The organism is Streptomyces sodiiphilus (genome assembly GCF_039529215.1).
In the GTDB taxonomy this organism is placed as follows: Bacteria; Actinomycetota; Actinomycetes; order Streptomycetales; family Streptomycetaceae; genus Streptomyces; species Streptomyces sodiiphilus.
Genome location: NZ_BAAAMJ010000082.1, coordinates 1 through 19,229 on the forward strand (window position 1 = coordinate 1; position 19,229 = coordinate 19,229).

Genomic DNA, 19,229 nt, shown 5'->3' on the forward strand with positions numbered 1-19,229 from the left:
GCGGCGTCCGTCCGGGTGACACGGCGGAGCTCGTGCTCCCTTCGTTCAGCCCGGTGAGGCTGGGCGGAGGATACGAGATTCGAACTCATGAGGGGTTCCCCCCAACACGCTTTCCAACTCTGCGTTTGGCGGTCCACCAGCGTCCCACAACGTCCTGACCTGCGGCGCAGTCACCAGCAGGGGTGCTCCTGAACACCCCTGGACACCGATGAATGCAACCAAAACTGCAACCATCGTCCCGCCTCCGTGGATGTACCAGGCGCCCGGGCGGCGGCCCTCCGGGGCGCCTGGTGCACCTGCTGGGCTACGCGTGCCAGCCGGTGGTCTGGCTCCGGAAAGGTCGGCACTTTACCGGAAACGCGCAGTTCATCGCCGCTCCGGACGGTGCACCGCTATGGGGCTCCGAGGTCGAACCCGGCTTGGTCCACGACCTGCACGCGCGCCGCATCCATGCCCTGCCAGCCCTGTACGCGGCGGCCCGCAACAGACTCCCACACTCGCCGACACAGGCGCCGGAATCCACACACCCGTCCACCTCCACCCCGACATCTCCTCGCGCTTGCCCCCGATAGCCGCACCCACAACCGGCCCCTGCGCGGCATCCGAGCCCTGCGAGAACGCGCCGACGCTGAGCTCAAACAACGCTGGCGCACACCAACACATGACCACCAGTCCCACACGAATCGGCGCCATCACGAAAGCGGCAATCGTCCTCAACGGTGCATGGCGATGAACTTCACTGAGAAAAGCTAACTGCCACCCCGGCGCATTCACCCCATCGCGCGAGGAGCTCCGAGGCACCGGGGGGCATCCAGATTTTGGATCACAAATCTACCATGCTCACTCTGCGCAGGATAATAAACTATATCGCCGTTATTTCCAGCGCGGACAACAATCGTGCCCGCGCACGATTCCCCCTTGGCCCTACCGGCCGACGGCCACGATGGTGACAGGTGCGCCGCGCTTCCACTCACTGCATCACGAGCGTGGCAGTGCTTACTGATTTGCGTGCACGCGATATGTGCTGAAGGGACTGCATCTTTGACGCCGGCGAGCACCTGGGGAAGCGGGTTTTTATACTTGTGTCGCCCAAGAGAGAAGACCACCAGTCGAGGTTGCACGTACTCGCACACACGCCTGGCGAAGTCCCTGTCATCCCCACCCTTCGCCGAACCGCCGTGGTGAGGGAATACCAGGACCGGTGCCTGCAAATCGACACCGCGCCGTACAATTGCTTCGAATCCCTTGTCGTCGATGTCTGCAGCGAGCAGCACGGCTGGGGCACCTGCGAGGCTTACCCGCAACACAGCAGACATGCGGTTACTCGGAATTTCACCCAACTTGTGCCTTCTGGGGGTCTGACCAATCCCGGCGAAGCGCATATCAGGATGAAGCACCTCGATGCTCACCCGCTCAAAATTGAGATCCTCACGAGTGCCTACATTTAAGTTGCTTCGATAACGCGTCTTCCGCTGGTCTTCGCGGAGCGCAGCTTGTTCGACCAGGTCGAGGTACGTTTCCGTATCATGAATAGCGCTGGGGTTGCACCAGAAATTAGCGATGTTCACATCAGGGTCAGCTAATAGACGCGCGGCACCACCAATGTGATCCTCATCCGGATGGGACAGCAGAAGGTGCTCAATCTGATGGCACTTATTATTCACGAGTGCACTGATAACAGGCTTCCCGCGAGGTATGTCCACAATCGTGCTCTTGAGTCCATCTCGCACAATAGCGCAGTTTCCGTGACCAACATCGACGATAATCACTTCAAGCGGCTTAGCCGTGCTACAAGCGCCGATGGAACTAGTTACCATTCAGCGCCACCCCCGGCCCCATCCTGAAGTCGCGAAAGTACAGCTCACCGGCTGTAGGCGCGTAAATATTCACGTCGGCACTGAGGCGTTTACCGACAAGCTGGTCAATCGGAGTATTCAATGCATCAGCGATCATCGATGCCGGAACATCAACAGTAGTCCGAGGCTGCCAGGCCGTTACGACGCACTCCGCTACAACCTCTTCCGGGCCATAGCGACAGTCCTGCACCCGCACGATGACGCGGTACGGCTTCCGGGCCTCGATGTACACTCCCCGGCACTCATCCTCTGCGAGGGTGAGTGCCTGCGCTAGACGATCAGGGTCACTGTCTGGCCCTCTACTCAGAAGCATGGGGATTTCGGATCGCCAACGACGAATGGTCGAATTCTCATCGCTGTTGGCATAGCTTGTCAGTAATACCGCCGGGATCTTCCTTCGATTGCTTTTTGCGACCACCTCAGCACCAAAATAAGAAACGGCACTTCCCCGTCCCAGGCGGTGATCACAGATCACTGCGGCAGCCCTACCTTCGATTTCAGCAAACAATTCATCCACAGTTGCTGGGATGCGGGCGATAGGAAGGGGCGTGAAGTCGGCCTCTTCGACTATCCACCCTGTCGCTCGCCTATTTACCTCTTCATCCTCAATGATCGCGATCGGATCGCCAGGGCTGAGCGGACGACCCAGCACGTTCACTATGACTTCCTCCTAGGCTGTTAATGGGCGGCGGTCCGATAGGCAAAGGAACTAAGAAAGAGTCGTGGCAAGTGGTAGTTCAATACTGAACTCCGCACCGCCAATTTCTCCGATGGGTTTAGCGAAAACCTCGCCTTTCAGGTCTCTCGTGGCGTCCCTCACGATTGTAAGTCCGAGACCCGTTCCATCCTCCCGTGTCGTCGCACCCGGCAGCCAAATATCATCAAGGGGCAGCTTCGACGTATCAATGCCGGGCCCGTTGTCCATCACTGTCACGAAAACCGAGTCCGCATTGAGATCGGTCCTAATGACAATTAGCCTCTGCGACGTACCGTCCACGTGTGGCTGGGTGAAGGCGTATGTCGCATTGGCGAGAAGGTTGGCCAGAATGGCTTCAATTGCGGCAACAGTCGCTTTCACCGGCGTCCCATGATCAGCCAATTGCAACTCAACCTGGACGTTTGCGCCATCTAGGTGCGGACCGAAAAGCCCAACGATGTCTGCAGCAACCTCGTTGACATCGACGACCTTCGCCCGGCGTTTCCTCCGGTGCAAAAGGCGTAGAGGAATGTCCGCATAGGTTCGAAGTGAATCAGCGGCCAGACGCACGGTCTCTACCGGTTCAGACAACTGGTCGGAGTATTGTTCCTTTAGTAGACGAGACGCTCGCCGTGCAATCACGCCAGATGCTTGGTCGATCAGATCAACAGGCTGCTTTGTTTCGTGCGCAAAAACAGCCGTTGTAGTTCCGACAGTGCTGAGCGTCCGGTACAGAAGAAGGTCATCTTCGACTGCCCGAACTTTCTCATCGAACGCAGACCGCAAGAAGTTGGTAGCCTCCAAAACCTCCCTTCGCTGTTGGGGAGGGAGCCGGTTGACGGTTTCCTGAAGCTTATGCAGGGCGTTCTCTACCTTATCACCGGCTTGCTCCTGCTTCTTTCCCTTCTCTCTTTCGCGGCGCCGTAGGAGTTCCTTCGCTGCCCAGTCCAGAACATTGCGACCGAATCGCGCGAGTTCTACGAATTCTGGTGTTTCAAGGAAACCGGTTCGGTCAGTCTTGGGAGTGAGCTGCTGACCCTCATCGATTACGCTCACGCGTCCAACAGCGGTGTTCGTTCCGGGGCGCAGCTCAGGACTACGCACCCGGCGCAGGTTCATATCAAGCCAGTCGTGCCCCTCATCTCCGTAAGGGTGTACTCGCAGATTCCGATGGTAGAGATGAACACCACCGACCGACCTCAGCCACTTCCTAACTTCGGACACTTTGTGTTTCGATCCACGGAGGGTGAACGCGTTCGCGCTCAAATTGTAGGACCAAAGCTCAAAGTGTGCCGCGGCTGTGAAGTACGCGATTGGGGAGTCGCCCCGCTCTGAACCTGCGGAGCTTACTTCACTGTGCCCCCCGCTCGCGATTTCTTCACCTCGCCAGTCATAGAGCACAGCTGAGGCACGCCCAGTATCGTTCAGCTTTGCGACAATACGATACTCGGATTCGTCAAAGAAATCTTGATGGACGATGCTCGCAAGTTTCTGAAACTCGGGGGCATTCAGCTCGACTCGAAAATCAGCCGGACCTGGAAAAGGGCCAGTCAATAGGACCAGGGCTCGCGCCAGGCGCTCAATGTCTCTCGGCTTAAAAGCCGTGGACAGTTCATCGATCTCAATGCTTGTCCCTGGATTTTCCTGGGTCGGCACTGTCGTGATGCTGAGCTGTACGTCTTCAACTGCTGAGACGATATCAAAGCTGCGCCAGTCGATTTGCAGGACATGCTGCACGCCGGGGGTCTCACGTGGGCGAGTAGTGAGCGTCACGTAACGACCCAGTCGCAGGGCGGCTAGGCGTCCGAGGCCCTTTTCGCCAACCTTCCTACGGCCCTTCGCGGTGAGTGTTGACTCAGCCTTAGTTGACTTTCCAAGAAGTAACCAACCACGGACGATATCGTCTTCCGTCATGCCATCGCCGGTATCGGTCACGACAATCCGACCGCCGCGGCTCTCAACGGACTCCATCTCGACAGAGCAAGTCGGGGCGTCGGCATCGTACGCGTTGCGTACGAGCTCGATGACTCCCAAATCTGGGTGTGGGACGAGCTCCTCACCTAACCGACGCAAAATCTCCGGAGAGAACCTGAGGCTAGCTATCGATGCCACGCAACATCCTCACCACGCGTCGACATGTCCCAACGATGATTGGGGACATAGTACCCTTGCGGCCCTCAGTCCAACAGGGTTCGCCGAGTAGGGGAGTTGGAACGTGGACAGCGCGCCCGGCAGTGCGGCGTACCAAGAGCACATGGCCCACATCGACGGGGTACTCGGAAGCCTGCGGGGCCAAGGAGGGGCAGTGCGCGCACAGGTGGACCAGCTACTTGACGGTCACTCAGCGGACGAGTTGAGACGGCTCGTGCCCCTCACCTACCGGCGGCAGGTAGGGGCCTTCTTCACTCCTAGTAACCTCCGGGCAAAGGTCGCCGATGCTCTGAGATCCACCCCAGTCGAGTCCTACCTTGATCCAACGTGCGGTGCCGGCGACCTCTTGCTGGCAGCAACTGAGGCAATGCCCATCAGTTCAACAGTTTCTGAGACCCTCGCGGATTGGGAAGAGAAACTCCACGGTTGGGACCTGCACGAGGAATTTGTGCAAACTGCTCGGCGCAGAATTATACTAGCGGCCATGATGCGGCACTATGAGTTGTCCGGCCGTTTCGAGGGGTCTGCTGACTTACTAGAGCACCTTAGTAACATCAGGCAAGCCGACGCTCGGACTCAAGATTTGAGGCAAGTAGATGCCGTGCTATTGAACCCCCCATTCACTCGTGCCCCGGCAAACAAACATCGCAAATGGGCTCAGGGGCAGACATCAAACGCGGCGATCTTTTTTCTCGATTCTCTGAGGCATGTCAAGAAAAGTGGCCATATAGTTGCTATTCTGCCGGACTCATTGCGGAGTGGTTCGAACTTCACAAAATGGCGAGCGACCGTTGAGTGTCACACGGACGTCACCCGTGTAGAGCCTTTGGGTATTTTTGACGATCATACCGACATTGATGTCTTTTTGCTTGTAGCTAAGGTCCGGGGAATCGGCCCATGTCGGGACGTTGTTCCGTGGTGGAGTAAACCCTCGAATGGTAGGGCTGTTGGGGACCTCTTCGAGGTTCGAGTGGGCACCGTGGTCGATAATCGTGATCCCCACGAAGGCGAAAACAGGCCATTCCTGATCGCGCGAGACCTTCCTCCCACAGGATGCATGGAAATCCCTTCCCGACAGCGCCTATTTGGTGGACGCCTCTTTGATCCGCCTTTTGTTGCAATCAGAAGGACCTCTCGCCCTACTCAAGGAGCTTCGTCCCGTGCCTCCGGCGTACTCATTACCGGGCATCAGGCGGTAGCCGTCGATAACCATCTGTTGGTTGCAAAGCCGATGAGGGGCGGCATCAAGGCATGCGAGGCACTAGTCAAGCTACTCGATTCGCCATCTACAAATGAAATACTTGACGATCGGATCCGTTGCCGCCATCTAACCGTATCGGCGATCAGGCAACTTCCATGGAATGATCCTGGATCCACCGTGTGAATCTTGATCGGTTTGATGATCGGCTTTCGTGCGGGTCTTTCTGGTTCCGGGTAGGGGTGGGTGCCGGATGGCCGGTCCGGCGGCGACTCGCCAGGTACTCATGGGGCTTCGACCTGAAGCTCTGGATAAGAAAGGTTCAGTACAGGGAGTGTCATCTGGGCCCCTATACCGGCCCCACTCCGTGCTCCAGGTAGGCAGTGAGGTCGTTCGTCCGCGCATGGACGCCAGCCGTGATTCGGCGCGCCAGGCGGGGGATGGTGAGCTCTGACAGCTGGTCTACGGGATGGAAGTCATACGTGCGGAGCTCGTCTGCCTGCAGCACGATGCGCTCGCGGTCGCCTTCGCTCAGCTGGCCGCCGTCGAAGAGGTAGAGGACCTTGTCCCCCTCGCCCGGGTTCGGGGCCCAGTCGATGACGAGGAGATGGCCGATGTGCGGTTCGATGCCCAGCTCTTCCCGGACCTCGCGCACGCAGGCTTGCCGGGGCGACTCGCCCGTCTCGACGTAGCCTCCGGGAACATCGCGGTAGTTCTTATACGACGGCTCGACGAGGAGGACCTGATCGGCCTCATCGAAGAACAGCGCGCCTGCGGCCATCCGGGGGCGGGCCATCTTCGCTTCGTGCTCGTTGTCGGTCACGGTTCGGACTCTAGCTGCCCCCGACCACTCCCAGTCTGCGGGCCAGGTCGGAAACCGGAAGTGAGGGCCGGCCCCTGGTGCCGCGTATCCAGCCGATGACGAGCTCCCGGCTCATGTAGTGGTGGCGCACCTGCTCGGGGGCAGTCTGTTCGGCGTCCAGCAGGATGGTCAGCGCTTCGTCGGTGCGGTTCCAGGCGCTCAGCGCCCGGGCGACTTCGAGGCTGTGCCGTACGCGCCGTTCCACGGGCATGCCGCTGGTGTCGACCCGCGCGCCGAGGTCTGCGGCGATCTGAATGTCGCCGAGCTCGCCAGCGGTGGCGACGCAGTGGATGGCCACGTTCGTCGGTCCGAAGGCGGTCCACATCCGGTTGGCGTCGGCGCCGAGACGTTGTGCTGTCTCGTCAGCCTCTCGGAGAAAGCTCTGGGTGGTTGCGCGGTCCTCTGCCCGCGCGGCGGCCATCGCCCCGGCGAGGAACAGGGTGCCGTATACGGAGAGGTAATCCTCGCTGGCGTGGCCCAGCGCCGGCTGCATGACGGCCGCCGCGTCGTTGACCAGATCGACCGCTGATGAGAAGCGCCCGGTGGCCAGGAGACAGTGGGTCACCGCCCGGAACAGCGAGCCCGTCACGACGCTCCTGCCGCTGTGTTGCGCGGCGGTCAGCCCGCGGTCGGCTGCGACCCATGCCAGTTCGGCCTCGCCGACCTTGCCCAGCACCATGGCTGCGCCGTGGTAAGCCAGGGCGAGCAGCGCATGAGCCTCTTCCCTTTCGTGTCCCGAGTAGGAGCGGGAGGCGGCGAGGGCGTCGTTCACGACGAGGGGCAGGCGTCGGGTGGCGAAGCCGTAGCGGGATGCCTGATAGGCGTCGAGGACCTCGCTCACGTTGGTCCGAAGGTCCTGCAGGTCAGGTGGTTCGCTCTCGGGGGCAGCTCCCAGCAGCGGGGTGAGCTGCTTGTAGTCCATGAGCGCTCCGCGGAGCGCGGCCACCGTGCGGTGGCCGCTGTCGGTTGACCATCCCATGAGGGTCGGTTCGGCGAGCAGGTCTCCAAGGGTGACGTCGAGAGCCTCGGCGAGTGAGCTGATCACCGAGAGGCGATCGAGCTCGATCCGGTTGTTCTCCGCCTTGCTAAGCCAGTCCGTGGTGCGGCCGACGAGGCCGGCCAGGACTTCTTGGGAGAGGCCGCGCCGGCGCCGATACCAGGCGACGCGTTCCCCGATGGTGAGATTCTCTGCCAACCCGCGCATGGCGTGATCGTCACCTCCTGGCCGAAGTGGACCCCGGAAGGATTTTCCGGGGTGCTCTGGGGTGCCCTGACTACTGTCGCAACTGACCGAGCACGTCGCTGGCTAATGCGAGCAACTCAGCTCGCACCGGCTGGCATTGGCCAAAGACGCTCGTCCGTCCCACCCGTCTTCTCAGACCGAGAGATCGGAGTTTGTCATGCGCGAAACCGCCATGACCCAGAGCACCGTCGAGGCAAGTACGACGGCGGTTCGCGCTCGTCCTTCGTTGCTGGACGGAGTGGGACAGCGATGAGCGGTCCGTACGCATGGGCGGTCCGGAACCGTGTCCTTGCCCGGTTTCCCGCCCCGGTCGGCGGCTCCCAGGCGGGTGACACGACGCTCGTCCGGGTGCGGCACGCGGGGCTGTGTGGAAGCGATGTGGCCAAGCTCAATCACCCGTGGCAAGGACGACTGCCGGAGCCGTGGTACCCCGGGCACGAGATCGTCGGCATTGACGCCGAGACGCTCGGTTCGGTCGTGGTAGATCCGCTGATCTCCTGCCGCTCGTGCCACTCCTGCGACCGCGGGCATGTTCACCTGTGCCCGGGACTTCGGCGTATCGGCTGGGATCTTCCCGGGGGTCTCGCCGATCGCGTGCGGGTGCCCCGTAACAGCATCGTCCCGATTCCCCATCTGCAAGATCCCGCGCATGGCGTCCTCGCCGATCCGATGGCGGTGGCCCTGCACGGAGTCCGCTGCGGGCTCCGCGGGCGGTCGGGGCGGCTCGGCATCGTCGGGGGCGGCGTCATCGCCGTGTGCACGGCTGTCTGCGCGGCCGAGGCGGGGTGGGACGTCCACCTGCTGGTCAGGTCACCTTCGCGGTCGCACCAACTGCGGCAGGTCCTGGGCCGGCACATCTCACTCCACGCCGCCGGCCTGCCGGCGTGCGATGCCGTCGTGGATGCCGCGTCCGGTCACAGCGATGCCCCCGTACGCCAGGCGCTGAAGGCCGTGCGTGACGGCGGAACCATCCTCGTCCAGAACGCGTACGCGCCCCGCGTCGCTCTCTCGGTCCCCCTGCGGGACGTGTTCCGGCGCTCGATCACGCTGCGCGGTTCCTTCTCCTACTGCCGCGCGGATGGCCACGACGACTTCCGGGACGCCATCGAGGTGATCCGCAAGGGCGGCGACTGGGCTGCCCTGATGACCGGCCATCGCCTTCCCCTCAGCCAGTTGCCGCGGGGCCTGAAGGACCTGACCAACGAAGCTCACGATCGCCCTTTCAAGGTCCTGCTCACCTCCGAAACATGACGGAAGGAGCCCTTGCCATGGCAAGCACAACGCCGTTGCTGGCTCAGCAGATCAACTCCCCGGCCGACATCCCGCCCGAGGACGTGCACGACGGGATCACGCGCATCCTCGCGTTACCGGATGGCCGAATGCGCGATGTGATGCTGGGCAGCGTCCTGACGGGGCTGCTCCTGCGGGGACCGAGACTGGGAGAGGTCGAGGCCGCAGTCCGCGCGGCGACAGCGCTGGATCGCAGCGGGTGGGACTTTCATCGCCCGCCGGATGGTCTGCGGTTCGTCGGCTACACGGGCAGCGGGAAGAAGACGTTCAAGACGATCAACCTCAGCACCGCCGCCGCGCTGGTGGCGGCCACCGGTGGTGCGCACATTGCGAAGCTCGGGTCGCGCAGTGCGTCGTCGAAGACCGGGTCTCGTGATTTTTTCGACTTGGTGGGAGCGGCAGGCGACGCGGTGCCGCACCGGGAGATGGTGGACATCACGGCAGAGACCGGCTTCGGGTTCTTCTCCATCGAGAACCGCGTGCCCGAGTTCGACTGCCGCTACGGAGGCCGGTTCCAGGCCGTGCACGCCCTCAGCTTGGCGTTTCCGGCCCTTCTCAGCCCTGTCATGTGCGACGCCTACGTGTACGGCCTCTCGCACCCCGCAGTCGGCGCGTCAGCCCGGCTGCTCTCCAGGCTCGGTCTGCCCGAGGTGACGGTCATCAACTCCAGCCTCGGCAGGGCTGTGCAGGTGGACGAGCTGCTTCCCGGCAGTACCGCGCGGATCTGCCGGATCGGCGCCGACGAGGAGGACTTGCTCTTCGGTAATGAGGTGTGCCAGGCCGTGGCTTCGATGCCGCAGGACCTGCTATCCGTCAGCCAGCACGAGGACCCTCGGGCGAACGTCGCCGCCGCAATCAGCGTGCTGGCAGGGCAGGACTCCGGCCAGGCGCGGAACGCGGTCGCGCTCAACGCGGCCCTGCTCATGGTGACGTCGGAGGTCGTGCCCACCGTGCAGTCGGGCATCGACACTGCCCTCACGATCATCAACTCCGGTGCGGGCCTGGACACGCTGCAGCGGTTCGTCCGACTCACGGGCGGCTCCGCGGGCCAGCTCCGCTCGCTCCTACGACCCGTGACCCCAGTGTCCCTCCCGGCCGTCCCAGGAGCCAAGGAGGCGGCCCCATGCTGAGCTACGACGAGCTCGCGATCGTCCACCTCGTACTCAACACCGACTGCAACGCCTGGGACCTGGCACCGACCAGCACCTCGCCGGGCGTCTGCCGTTTCTGCTACCGCGAACGCAACCGGGTCAAGACCGACGCGGACACCGTGCGCCGCGTCATCGACCGAGTCCGTTCCGAGTCCGCGGCCCACCGCTGCGTCTTCACCGGCGGCGACCCCGTCATGCCGTACGACAACCACCTGGAGGCCGCACTCCGGCACGCCACCGAAGTCGGCTTCGAGACGAACCTCCACACCAACGGGCTGCTGCTGAGCGAGCGCTACGACGGCCTGCGCGACTACGTCACCGTCTACTCCCTGGCCGTTGACGGCCCGGACCCCGGCACGGCCGACTGGTTCCGCGGGCAGGGGTACTTCGAGCGTTTCCGGTCCAACGTCGAGTTCCTCGCCGCCGACCAGCGACGGCTCGCGTTCAACACGTTCACCACGGCCAGCTCCGTGCAGGACCTCCCCCGCCTGGCACAGCTGGTCGCCGGGACAGCCGGGCGTACCGATGTCGAGTACTGGCTGATCTCCCAGTACCGGCCCATCGGCCGCGCCAGCACGCGCAAGGCGGAGATCTACGGCTTCGGGCGGGACGCGTTCATCCGCGCCGTGGACGAGGTGCGGGCGATGGTCGGTGAGGTAGCCGTCTATGCCCAGCCCACACGCGAGCCGCAGGACCCGTACCCGTTCCGCGTGTGGGTCCTCGCCGACGGGACGGTCACCGCGGACCTCGGCAGCGTCGCGGCCCCTCGCAACGAGGTGCTCGGCGATCTTCTCACCGATGGTTTCGAGCCGCTGGTCCGCCGGGCCTTCGCCCTCCGCGAGCAGGCACAGCTGAAAGGAATCGCATGAAGTTCGACACCGCGTACTACGAGAGCGTCATCGATCAGCACCGCTACGAACGCCTGGGACTCGGCGCCATCGACTTCGCCCTCGCGGGGATGAGTCCCGACGATCTACGCACCAAGTGGATGTGCCATACGGGAGCGCGTGAGTTCGCGGAGGCGGTCGCGGACGGGCGGCCCGCGATCGTCACCACCGGCGTAGGACTCGGCGGGCCGCCCCACGCCGGCACCCTCTTCCAGCTGCTGCGCGCGATCAAGCTGCAGCAGTGCGGGCTCGACGTACAGATCGTGCTGGGCGACCTGGACTCCTACAACGCACGTCGTACGCCCCTGGACTCCGTGCGGAAACTCGCCGACCGGTACGAGGAGTTCGTCCTCGCCCTGGGGTTCGACGCCGAGCGCGGCGTGCTGCGGAGGCAGGAGGGCCAGACCGACGTTCTGGCCACCGCGTTCCTGCTGTCACGCCACCTGAACGACGAGGACTTCCACTGGGCGGAGGAGGACCTCGCTGGGCTCTACCGCAACCACGGAGTCTTCGACGACCTCAGCTACGGCATGAAGCAGGCCACGCTGCTCATGGCCGCCGACTTCGTGCACCTGCTCCGCGAAGGGCGGCACGTCCTCGTCTCCCTCGGCGTCGATGAACACAAGTACGTCGCTCTCGCCCGGCGCGGAGCGGAACGCTGGGGACTGCCCGCAGACCACCTGTCCGGCATCTACACCAAGATGATCCCCGGCCTCGGCGGCCTGCCGAAGATGAGCAAGAGCATCCCCGGTTCCGGGATCGACGCCGCCATGTGTGCCGAGGACATCCGGGCCTTGCTCAGGGCGGACCCCGACACCGCGCCCACCGACGACGGCTCGGCCCTGCTCCAGATGTACGCGTGCCTGCCCGAGGTCGACGGCCGGGAGTACGACCGTGTCTCCGCCGCGCGCCAAGCGGGAAACCAGCAGTGGCACACCGAACGCGAGCAACTGATCGAGCGGACTCTGTCCCTGTTCTCCCACTGGCCGAAGTGAACGAGGAGGCTCCCGTGCGCCCAGACACCGCGACCTCCCGCCAACCTATCGGCGGGCCCGAGTCCTACTTCATCAGGAACGGCTACCGCAGCCGGGACCGCGTCGAGTACTTCCTCGATGAGACGGACGACACCGTGACCTGGCAACCCGACGTCTACCCTTATGCCGCGGCGCGGGCCAGGGAGCTGGGCCGAGACGTCGTGATCGATATCGGCTGCGGGCGGGCCGGCAAACTGGCCTCGCTCGCCGCCGAGCGTTCGGACTGGTCCTACATCGGCGTGGACTACGGCGACAACCTTGTGTGGTGCCGCGACAACCACCCCTTCGGGGAGTGGATCGAGGTCGACCTCGAATCGGCGGAGCGACTGCCCATCGCCCCCGGCCTTGTGCGCCGGTCCCTCGTGGTCTGCTCCGACATGATCGAGCATCTGGTGAATCCGATGCCGGCCCTGTCGTTGATCCGGGGCCTGCTGATGGAGGGCAGCACGGCTGCCGTACTTTCCACGCCGGCGCGCGAGTGCCGCAGCGGTTACGACGCTCCCGGCCCGCCCCGCAACCCCAGCCATGTCCGGGAGTGGGCGAGCGATGAGTTCCGGGCGCTGCTGCAAGCGTCGGGGTTCGACATCCGCTATGCCGGGCTCACCCGAAGCGATGACGCCTCCAACGGGCTGTCCACTCAGCTGTTGCTCGTCGGCGCGGGAGCGACAACGGGGGAGAAGCGGTGACAGCGGTGCACCGGGCCGAGGCCATGCGTGTCGTCCATCTTCCGGCTCGCACTCCGTACGCGTGGAAGCTGCAGAGCCGTGACTTCCACATCCTGAACGGGACCGAGTTGCCCAGCGGCGAAACGGTGCCAGCGACGGTCAACGCCGCCTGGCTTCTCGAACACGCCCCTCTCACCTGGCTCGACGTCCTCCATCTGCACCACGTCGACTCCGAGGAACCCGCCACCCTGGAACGCCTGCTCGACGAGTCCCTGAACCACGGAGTCAGCGTGGTCTTCACCGCCCACGACACGCGTCCCATGGTCGGGAGCCCGGAGGACTTCACCGCGCGGCTGCGGATGCTCCACTCCGCCGGGGCCGGCTGGGTCTGCCTCACCGAAGGCTCGGTAGCGAAGCTGGCCGAGGTAACCGGCGAGCGTCCCCGGGCAACGATCATCCCGCACGGGTATGTCGCGGCCCCGGAGGCGCTGGCCGGCCTGGAACGCGAGTCGAGCAGCTCAGCGACCCGGTACCTCATGTTCGGTGCCTCACGGGCCAGCCGGGATCAGCTGTCCACCATGGCCAACTGGAGCCTCGGAATCACCGATCCCCACAGCGCCCTCCATGTCCTGCTGCGCGCCTTCAGCCCGGCCGACTTCGCCGACGGAGGCCGCGCCCCGCTGCTCCTGGACCTGGCCGGGCGCGACCCTCGTATCTGTCTCACCATGCGGCCCTATCCGACGGACCAGGAAGTGAACGCAGCCGGACTGGCTGCCGACGCACTGCTGCTCCCGTACCTCTGGGGCAGTCACTCCGGACAGCTGGAGCTGGCCTTCGACCTGAACCTGCTTCCGGTCTGCTCCCTCACCGGTCACCTCCACGAGCAGTACGAGCGACACAAGGGACGAGTCGACGAACCCGAATGGTTCGACTGGTCGCAGGGGCACCCCAACCTCTTCGGCGAGAAGTTCCTGACCGCGCTGGAGAGCGCGACGGCACGACTCCGCTCAGGCCCCCGCCTTCTCGACCGCGAGTTCCTCGACTACAGGGCCGAAGAGCACAGGACGATCCTGGACGCCTACAGCCGTGTGTACGGAGGTGACCGGTGAACACCCCGCCGCGCATTTCCTGCGTGATCCTGTGCCATAACTACGGGCGATATCTCGACCGGGCGATAGCGAGCTGCCTGGAACAGGAGCCCGGAAACTTCACCCTCCACGAGATCGTCGTCATCGACGACGGCTCTACCGACGAGACCGAGGCGGTGTGCCATCGCCATGAGGGAAAGATCAAGGTCATCAGGAGAAGCCGGAAAGGATTCGGCCAGACGCTGACCGATGTCTTTCTCCTCAGCTCCGGCGACTGGGTGGTTCCACTCGACGCCGACGACTGGTTCCACCCGTCGAAGCTGCGCGTCTGCGCGGAGACCATGAGAGGGGACGCTCTGTTCATCGAGCACTGGGAAAACGTGGTCGATTCCCATGGAAATCCAGTGCTGCGGGAACCGCACCCTGGCGGAAGCACGAGCACACTCCTCGTCCGCCGTGATGCCGCCCTCAGCCTCCTGCCAGTGAACAACGAGATCTTCTTTCACGCACTGCGTGAGGCCGGGCGAGGCGTTGCCCTCCGGGACGCGTTGACCTTCTATCGGGTGCACCCGCGCAGCATGACCGACCGCAGTACGCCCGGCGCGTCACAGGACTATCGTGCGGACGTGTGCATGGCGCTCGCTGATCGCCTCCGCGTGATGCGCGATGAGCCTCCGTCGTGGGCGACCGGCCGCCGGCTCCGAAGGATTTCCTCGCATTTCCGCGCCCTCGCTCACAGCCACAGCGTGGAGGCCGCCCTGCAGAGAAAAGACCGCTTGTCCGCGGCCCGCACGATTCCCGGAATGCTCACCGCCACGATCCACGCACGCGGACCGATGACGCCGTGGCTTCGCTCTCTCTCCAGCGCGATCACGGGACGTCCACGCGTGCGCTTGGCGGCGAGCCCGGACCAGCAGGTGAATTCATGATCGTTCCGGCGATGTGCCGGGTGTGGCGGTGATAAAATCGCCGCTTCCCATCCCATGCTGGTCAGGCCAGTTGTCCGACCCAGGAGCGTATAGGCGCCATGAGCCGTTTGAGCGAGTCTGTCACCCGTGTCACGCACATCCTCGATGGGGCGGACCTGGGCGCGGACTATACGGTCGCGCAGCTGCTCGACGAGACAACAGCACGGCGCTCCCTGGACCTCTCCGACCTGTCTCCCCAGGAGCAGGCGGCCCTGGTTGCGGGGCGCGCCAACCACCTCATCCCCTCTGACACCGCGCTCGCCGAGAGAATCGAAGCCGCGCAGGTCGCCGGGCGCCCGTTCATCGTCAAGTACGGCATCGACCCGACCTCGCCCGACGTGCACCTCGGACACGCGGTGCCGATCATCATCGCCAGCCGGTTTCAGCGGATGGGGCACCACGTCGTCTTCATCATCGGCGACGTCACGGCCAAGATCGGTGACCCGTCGGGACGCTCCTCGGAACGGCCTCCCCTCACGGACGAGGACATCGCCCGCAACCTGAGCGGCTACCAGCAGCAGGTCACCCCGTTCATCGACTTCCAGCGCGCCGACCTGCGCTTCAACGGCGAGTGGCTGAACAAGGTCACCCTGCCCGAACTCATCGGAGTCCTCGCCAACGTGCCGGCCTCCATGTCGCTCCAGCGTGAGGACTTCCGCACCCGCCTCGCCGAAGGCCAGGGACTGTCCGTCGCCGAGTTCGTGTACTCGGTTGTCATGGCATGGGACTCGGTGGCCATCGACGCCGACGTCGAACTCGGCGGCGTGGACCAGCTGCTGAACCTCCAGATGTGCCGCAAGGTCATGGAGATCTCGGACCAGGCCCCCGAGGTCGTCATCACCACCCCGCTCATCGAGGGCACCGATGGCACGGGCAGCAAGATGAGCAAGAGCAAGGGCAACTACGTGGGCCTGACGTCGGCGCCTGATGAGGTGTACGGCCGGCTGATGTCCATCCCGGACCATCTGACCGAGCCCTACCTTCAGCTGCTCACCGAGTGGACGGACGACGAGATCCGCGTGGTCACCAAGCGCCTGGAAGAGGGAAGCGCGCATCCGATGGCGATCAAGCGCATCCTGGCCGGCGAAGTGGTGGCCGCCCTGCACGGCCTGGACGCCGCTGCCGCGGCCCGTGCGGAGTTCACGGCGCATTTCTCCAAGCGGTCCTTCGGGGAGGCTCAGAACCTTCCCGTCATCGCGCTGGAGGACCATGCCGAAGCTACGCTCGGCGCGCTGATCAGCCGCACGCTTGAGTTCGCCCCCAGCATCTCCGCCGTGCGCCGGGTCGCCCAGCAGAAGGGCCTCCGCCTGATCCGCGAGTCCGACGGGAAGCAGGACGTGTCGGCCCTGACGGAGGCTTCCGTTCAGCAGACGCTTGGCGACGTCGTGGGCGAGCTCGGGGACCTCGCTGGAGCCGAGCTCTACCTCAAGGTCGGCCGGAAGGCCGCCCGGATCGATATCTGAGGCCGCGAAGCGGCGCCGCCCCGCCCCTCCNGCGGTCTCGGAACGGGCGGATATCCGGTACGAGGTCGTCCCGGTCAGGCTTCCAGGCTGCCGTCCTTTACCGCTTGAACGAGGGCGCGCAGCTGTGCGGGGCGCAGTATCAGGGGCAGCAGGTGTGGCTCCTTGGAGTCTCTGAGGGCGATGTGGGGTCCGGCCTCGGCGATCTCGACGCAGTCGTTGGCGCCGCCGCTGTAGGAGCTCTTGATCCAGCGTGCGCGACTGAGGTCGGGGACGGGGTGGTGCGTGTTCACTGCGGGAGCTCCTCAAGGATCTGTGTGATGCGTGTGCGGGTTTGGGCGGGGCTGAGGCCGCAGGCTCTCAGCTGGTCGAAGATCTCGCGGTAGTTCTCGACGTCCGTCGGGGACTCCAGGTACACGGAGTTCTTCGGGTTCTCCAGCCACACCAGGTCCGGGGTGTGGTCGGGGAAGCTCAGGATGACGTAGGGCCCGTAGAGGCCCGGGTGCGCCCCGAGAGAGAAAGGCAGCAGCTGGACTGTGATGTGTGGCTGCTCGCCCGCCTCGATCAGCTTTCCCAGCTGCTCCCGCATCGTTGCCGGGGAGCCGACGGTGCGGCGCAGGACCGCCTCGTCGAGGATGGCCCACAGCTTCGCCGGATGGTCGCCACCGATTCGGCTGCGCTGCCGCTCCATCCTGACCTTCACCAGGTCCTCCACCTGGCGAGGGCCCAGGTCCATCCGCATCTGCGTGATGACGGCGCGGGCGTAGTCCTCGGTCTGGAGCAGGCCGGGGACGAGCATCGGCTGGTAGCTGGAGATGGCCGCTGCGCCCGCCTCCAGAGCGAGATAGCCGTCGTAGCGGGTCGCGGTGAGCACCGTCGAGTACTTCCGCCACCACGGCTTCTGCTGTTCCTTGTCCGCGCGCATCAGGTCCAGCACGTCGTCGCGCCGTGCGGTGTCCTCGACGCCGTAGCAGTCGAGCAGGGCGCGGGCGAGCACCGGGGAGATCCCGCGTTCTCCGTTCTCGATGCGGCTCAGCGAGCTGGCGTTCACCTCCAGCTGCTCGGCGACCTCGGCGAGCGTGAGACCGGTGGCTTCGCGCAACTCCTTCATCCGTGCGGCAAGTTGCCTGCGGTAGACGGACTGCGGCACCAGGCTCTGCTTTATGGCCATGGTGGAAGTGTTGCTGCCGGACAGGCGGCTGCACAACCCACACGAGTCAACTTCGCCAGACATCTTGCCTAGTTACAGTGCGGCGCGGCATCCTGACTAGGTCACGGCGCGTGCCAGCTCACACACATGCCGCAGTCGAAGCTTGCCTGTTGGCTGGCCCGCCCACCCTGGGAGGTGCCCTTGTCACGCACGACCCTGTTCCGTCAGCTCGTTCAGCAGCGCCATCTGACCACGCACGCGTCGTTCAGCGCGCAGTTCGCCCGGTCCGCACACGAACTCGCCGAACGCGAGGGTGATCCCCGGCTCGCGCGGGTGGAGATCTCGTCCCGGCAGTTCGACCGCTGGATGGGCGGGGAACTCCGCACCCTGCCACGTCCGGACCCCTGCCGGATTCTGGAGCACATGCTGGGTCATCCGGCCGCCCGTCTGTTCTCCGTCCCAGCGAAACCGCCGGCAGGGCCTTCGCCTCCCCCGAGCGCGCCGACCGGAAGCGGTGGCGAGAACCCCCTGGACATCGTGGCGCGCGCCCGGCAGCTCGTCTCCGGCAACGCCGACGACGCCACCCTCGCCTTTGTCGGCTCGTCTCTGGAGCAGGTGGTGAACCGCTACGAGCAGGACGGCCCGCTCGGACTTCACGCCCAGGCCAGCTCGTTGCGGGGCCTGCTTCACGCCCTCCTGGAGGGCCGGCAGCCGCCGGCAGCCCGGCAGGAGCTGTTCCGGCTCACCGCCCGTGCCGCCGGACTCCTCGGATACATGTCCGTCAACACCGGCAAGTTCGCGCTGGCGGAGGCGTACTGCACGGAGGCCCAGGAGCTCAGCCAGGCGATCGGCGACCAGGACACCGAGCTGTGGGCATGCGGAACCCGCTCCTTGGCGCTGTACTACGACGGCCGGTACGCCGAGGCCGATGCGTGTGCCGCGGCGGCGGCGGACCGTGCGCCGCGCAGCGAGCAGTTGATCCGGTTGCTGGCCAACGGCCGTGCGCGCGCACTGGCAAAGATCGGCGATGCGGAGGGCGCGCGCCGCGCGATCGGGCAGGCCCTGGCGCTGTCGGACATGCACGACGTCCCGCAGGGGATCACGCCGTGCATCTCGTTCGAGCCCTACGGGAACGCGAGGACGCTCGCCAACGCGGTGACCGCCCACGTTGCGCTGGGCAGCATCGATCACGTCCTGCGCAACGCCGCCGCGATCGACGACCTCGTCGAGTCCTCCGATTCGGCGTGGAGCCGCTCGCTGGTGCGCCTGGACGTCGCCTCCGCGCTTCTCCAGCAACCGTCACCGGACCTTGAGCAGGCGCTGACGCTCGGCACGGAAGCGCTCCGTCTATGCGGCGACACCCCGATCAGGTCGGTGCTGCAGCGGTCCCGGGATCTGCGCGACCAAGCGCAGCAATGGCGCACCCACCCGGCGGCGCGGGAGTATGAGGAGGAGCTGCGGGCCTGGAGGTCGCAGCCAGCCGCCCTGGCCATGTCGTAGCCGGAGGCGGGCCCGACGCCCGAGGAGAA

Annotated in this window: 17 protein-coding genes; 10 read left to right on the forward strand and 7 right to left on the reverse strand. The window is 64.7% G+C overall.

Annotation, left to right across the window (positions count from 1 at the left end; translation table 11 throughout):
- Positions 1 to 770: 770 nt before the first annotated feature.
- Genes ABD299_RS23865 through ABD299_RS23875 form a run of 3 tightly spaced genes read right to left on the reverse strand, consistent with a single transcriptional unit; the run spans position 771 to position 4,665 of the window.
- On the reverse strand, positions 771 to 1,769 hold the full coding sequence (locus ABD299_RS23865; protein WP_344266532.1) for a ComEC/Rec2 family competence protein: 999 nt from the start codon (positions 1,767 to 1,769) through the stop codon (positions 771 to 773).
- 37 nt (positions 1,770 to 1,806) lie between these two features.
- Positions 1,807 to 2,514 carry a hypothetical protein gene (locus ABD299_RS23870; RefSeq protein WP_344266534.1) on the reverse strand — a complete coding sequence of 236 codons (708 nt, stop codon included), beginning with the start codon at positions 2,512 to 2,514 and terminating at the stop codon, positions 1,807 to 1,809.
- Positions 2,515 to 2,565: 51 nt separating this feature from the next.
- Positions 2,566 to 4,665: a sensor histidine kinase gene (locus tag ABD299_RS23875; protein WP_344266536.1), complete on the reverse strand. Its 2,100-nt coding sequence runs from the start codon at positions 4,663 to 4,665 to the stop codon at positions 2,566 to 2,568.
- 142 nt (positions 4,666 to 4,807) lie between these two features.
- On the opposite strand from ABD299_RS23875, the gene ABD299_RS25210 reads away from it, so the two are divergent.
- Entirely contained in the window at positions 4,808 to 6,088 is a 1,281-nt protein-coding gene (locus ABD299_RS25210) for an N-6 DNA methylase (RefSeq protein ID WP_425581410.1), read from the forward strand.
- Positions 6,089 to 6,251: 163 nt separating this feature from the next.
- On the opposite strand, the gene ABD299_RS23880 is transcribed toward ABD299_RS25210, so the two are convergent.
- On the reverse strand, positions 6,252 to 6,725 hold the full coding sequence (locus tag ABD299_RS23880) for an NUDIX domain-containing protein (RefSeq protein WP_344266538.1): 474 nt from the start codon (positions 6,723 to 6,725) through the stop codon (positions 6,252 to 6,254).
- Between the two features lie 10 nt (positions 6,726 to 6,735).
- Positions 6,736 to 7,968: a helix-turn-helix domain-containing protein gene (locus ABD299_RS23885; protein WP_344266541.1), complete on the reverse strand. Its 1,233-nt coding sequence runs from the start codon at positions 7,966 to 7,968 to the stop codon at positions 6,736 to 6,738.
- A gap of 288 nt (positions 7,969 to 8,256) precedes the next feature.
- On the opposite strand from ABD299_RS23885, the gene ABD299_RS23890 reads away from it, so the two are divergent.
- The 8 genes from ABD299_RS23890 (at position 8,257) to tyrS (ending at position 16,553) form a co-directional block, all read left to right on the forward strand.
- Positions 8,257 to 9,258: a zinc-dependent alcohol dehydrogenase gene (locus tag ABD299_RS23890; RefSeq protein ID WP_344266544.1), complete on the forward strand. Its 1,002-nt coding sequence runs from the start codon at positions 8,257 to 8,259 to the stop codon at positions 9,256 to 9,258.
- Between the two features lie 17 nt (positions 9,259 to 9,275).
- Positions 9,276 to 10,427, forward strand: a complete 1,152-nt coding sequence (locus tag ABD299_RS23895; RefSeq protein WP_344266547.1) for a hypothetical protein — start codon at positions 9,276 to 9,278, stop codon at positions 10,425 to 10,427.
- Complete coding sequence (locus ABD299_RS23900; protein ID WP_344266549.1) at positions 10,421 to 11,317, forward strand: radical SAM protein; 897 nt, start codon at positions 10,421 to 10,423, stop codon at positions 11,315 to 11,317. Before ABD299_RS23895 ends, ABD299_RS23900 begins: the two co-directional genes overlap by 7 nt.
- On the forward strand, positions 11,314 to 12,330 hold the full coding sequence (locus tag ABD299_RS23905) for a nucleotidyl transferase family protein (RefSeq protein ID WP_344266552.1): 1,017 nt from the start codon (positions 11,314 to 11,316) through the stop codon (positions 12,328 to 12,330). Before ABD299_RS23900 ends, ABD299_RS23905 begins: the two co-directional genes overlap by 4 nt.
- A 14-nt stretch (positions 12,331 to 12,344) precedes the next feature.
- Entirely contained in the window at positions 12,345 to 13,055 is a 711-nt protein-coding gene (locus ABD299_RS23910; protein WP_344266554.1) for a class I SAM-dependent methyltransferase, read from the forward strand.
- The gene (locus tag ABD299_RS23915) at positions 13,052 to 14,143 is read left to right on the forward strand and encodes a hypothetical protein (RefSeq protein ID WP_344266556.1); all 1,092 of its coding nucleotides are present in this window, start codon (positions 13,052 to 13,054) and stop codon (positions 14,141 to 14,143) included. Before ABD299_RS23910 ends, ABD299_RS23915 begins: the two co-directional genes overlap by 4 nt.
- Positions 14,140 to 15,051: a glycosyltransferase family 2 protein gene (locus ABD299_RS23920; RefSeq protein WP_344266559.1), complete on the forward strand. Its 912-nt coding sequence runs from the start codon at positions 14,140 to 14,142 to the stop codon at positions 15,049 to 15,051. The genes ABD299_RS23915 and ABD299_RS23920 overlap by 4 nt, the downstream gene beginning before the upstream one ends.
- 98 nt (positions 15,052 to 15,149) lie before the next feature.
- Entirely contained in the window at positions 15,150 to 16,553 is a 1,404-nt protein-coding gene (gene tyrS, locus ABD299_RS23925) for a tyrosine--tRNA ligase (protein ID WP_344266561.1), read from the forward strand.
- Between the two features lie 74 nt (positions 16,554 to 16,627).
- Here tyrS and ABD299_RS23930 read toward each other — a convergent pair whose 3' ends face one another.
- Together ABD299_RS23930 and ABD299_RS23935 are read right to left on the reverse strand one after the other, a co-directional pair.
- The gene (locus ABD299_RS23930) at positions 16,628 to 16,843 is read right to left on the reverse strand and encodes a DUF397 domain-containing protein (RefSeq protein ID WP_344266563.1); all 216 of its coding nucleotides are present in this window, start codon (positions 16,841 to 16,843) and stop codon (positions 16,628 to 16,630) included.
- Positions 16,840 to 17,721: a helix-turn-helix domain-containing protein gene (locus tag ABD299_RS23935; protein WP_344266565.1), complete on the reverse strand. Its 882-nt coding sequence runs from the start codon at positions 17,719 to 17,721 to the stop codon at positions 16,840 to 16,842. The genes ABD299_RS23930 and ABD299_RS23935 overlap by 4 nt, the downstream gene beginning before the upstream one ends.
- 180 nt (positions 17,722 to 17,901) lie before the next feature.
- Between ABD299_RS23935 and ABD299_RS23940 the strand changes: the two genes are divergently transcribed.
- Positions 17,902 to 19,200, forward strand: a complete 1,299-nt coding sequence (locus ABD299_RS23940; protein ID WP_425581411.1) for an NsdA family TPR-like regulatory protein — start codon at positions 17,902 to 17,904, stop codon at positions 19,198 to 19,200.
- The last annotated feature ends 29 nt before the right edge of the window (positions 19,201 to 19,229 follow it).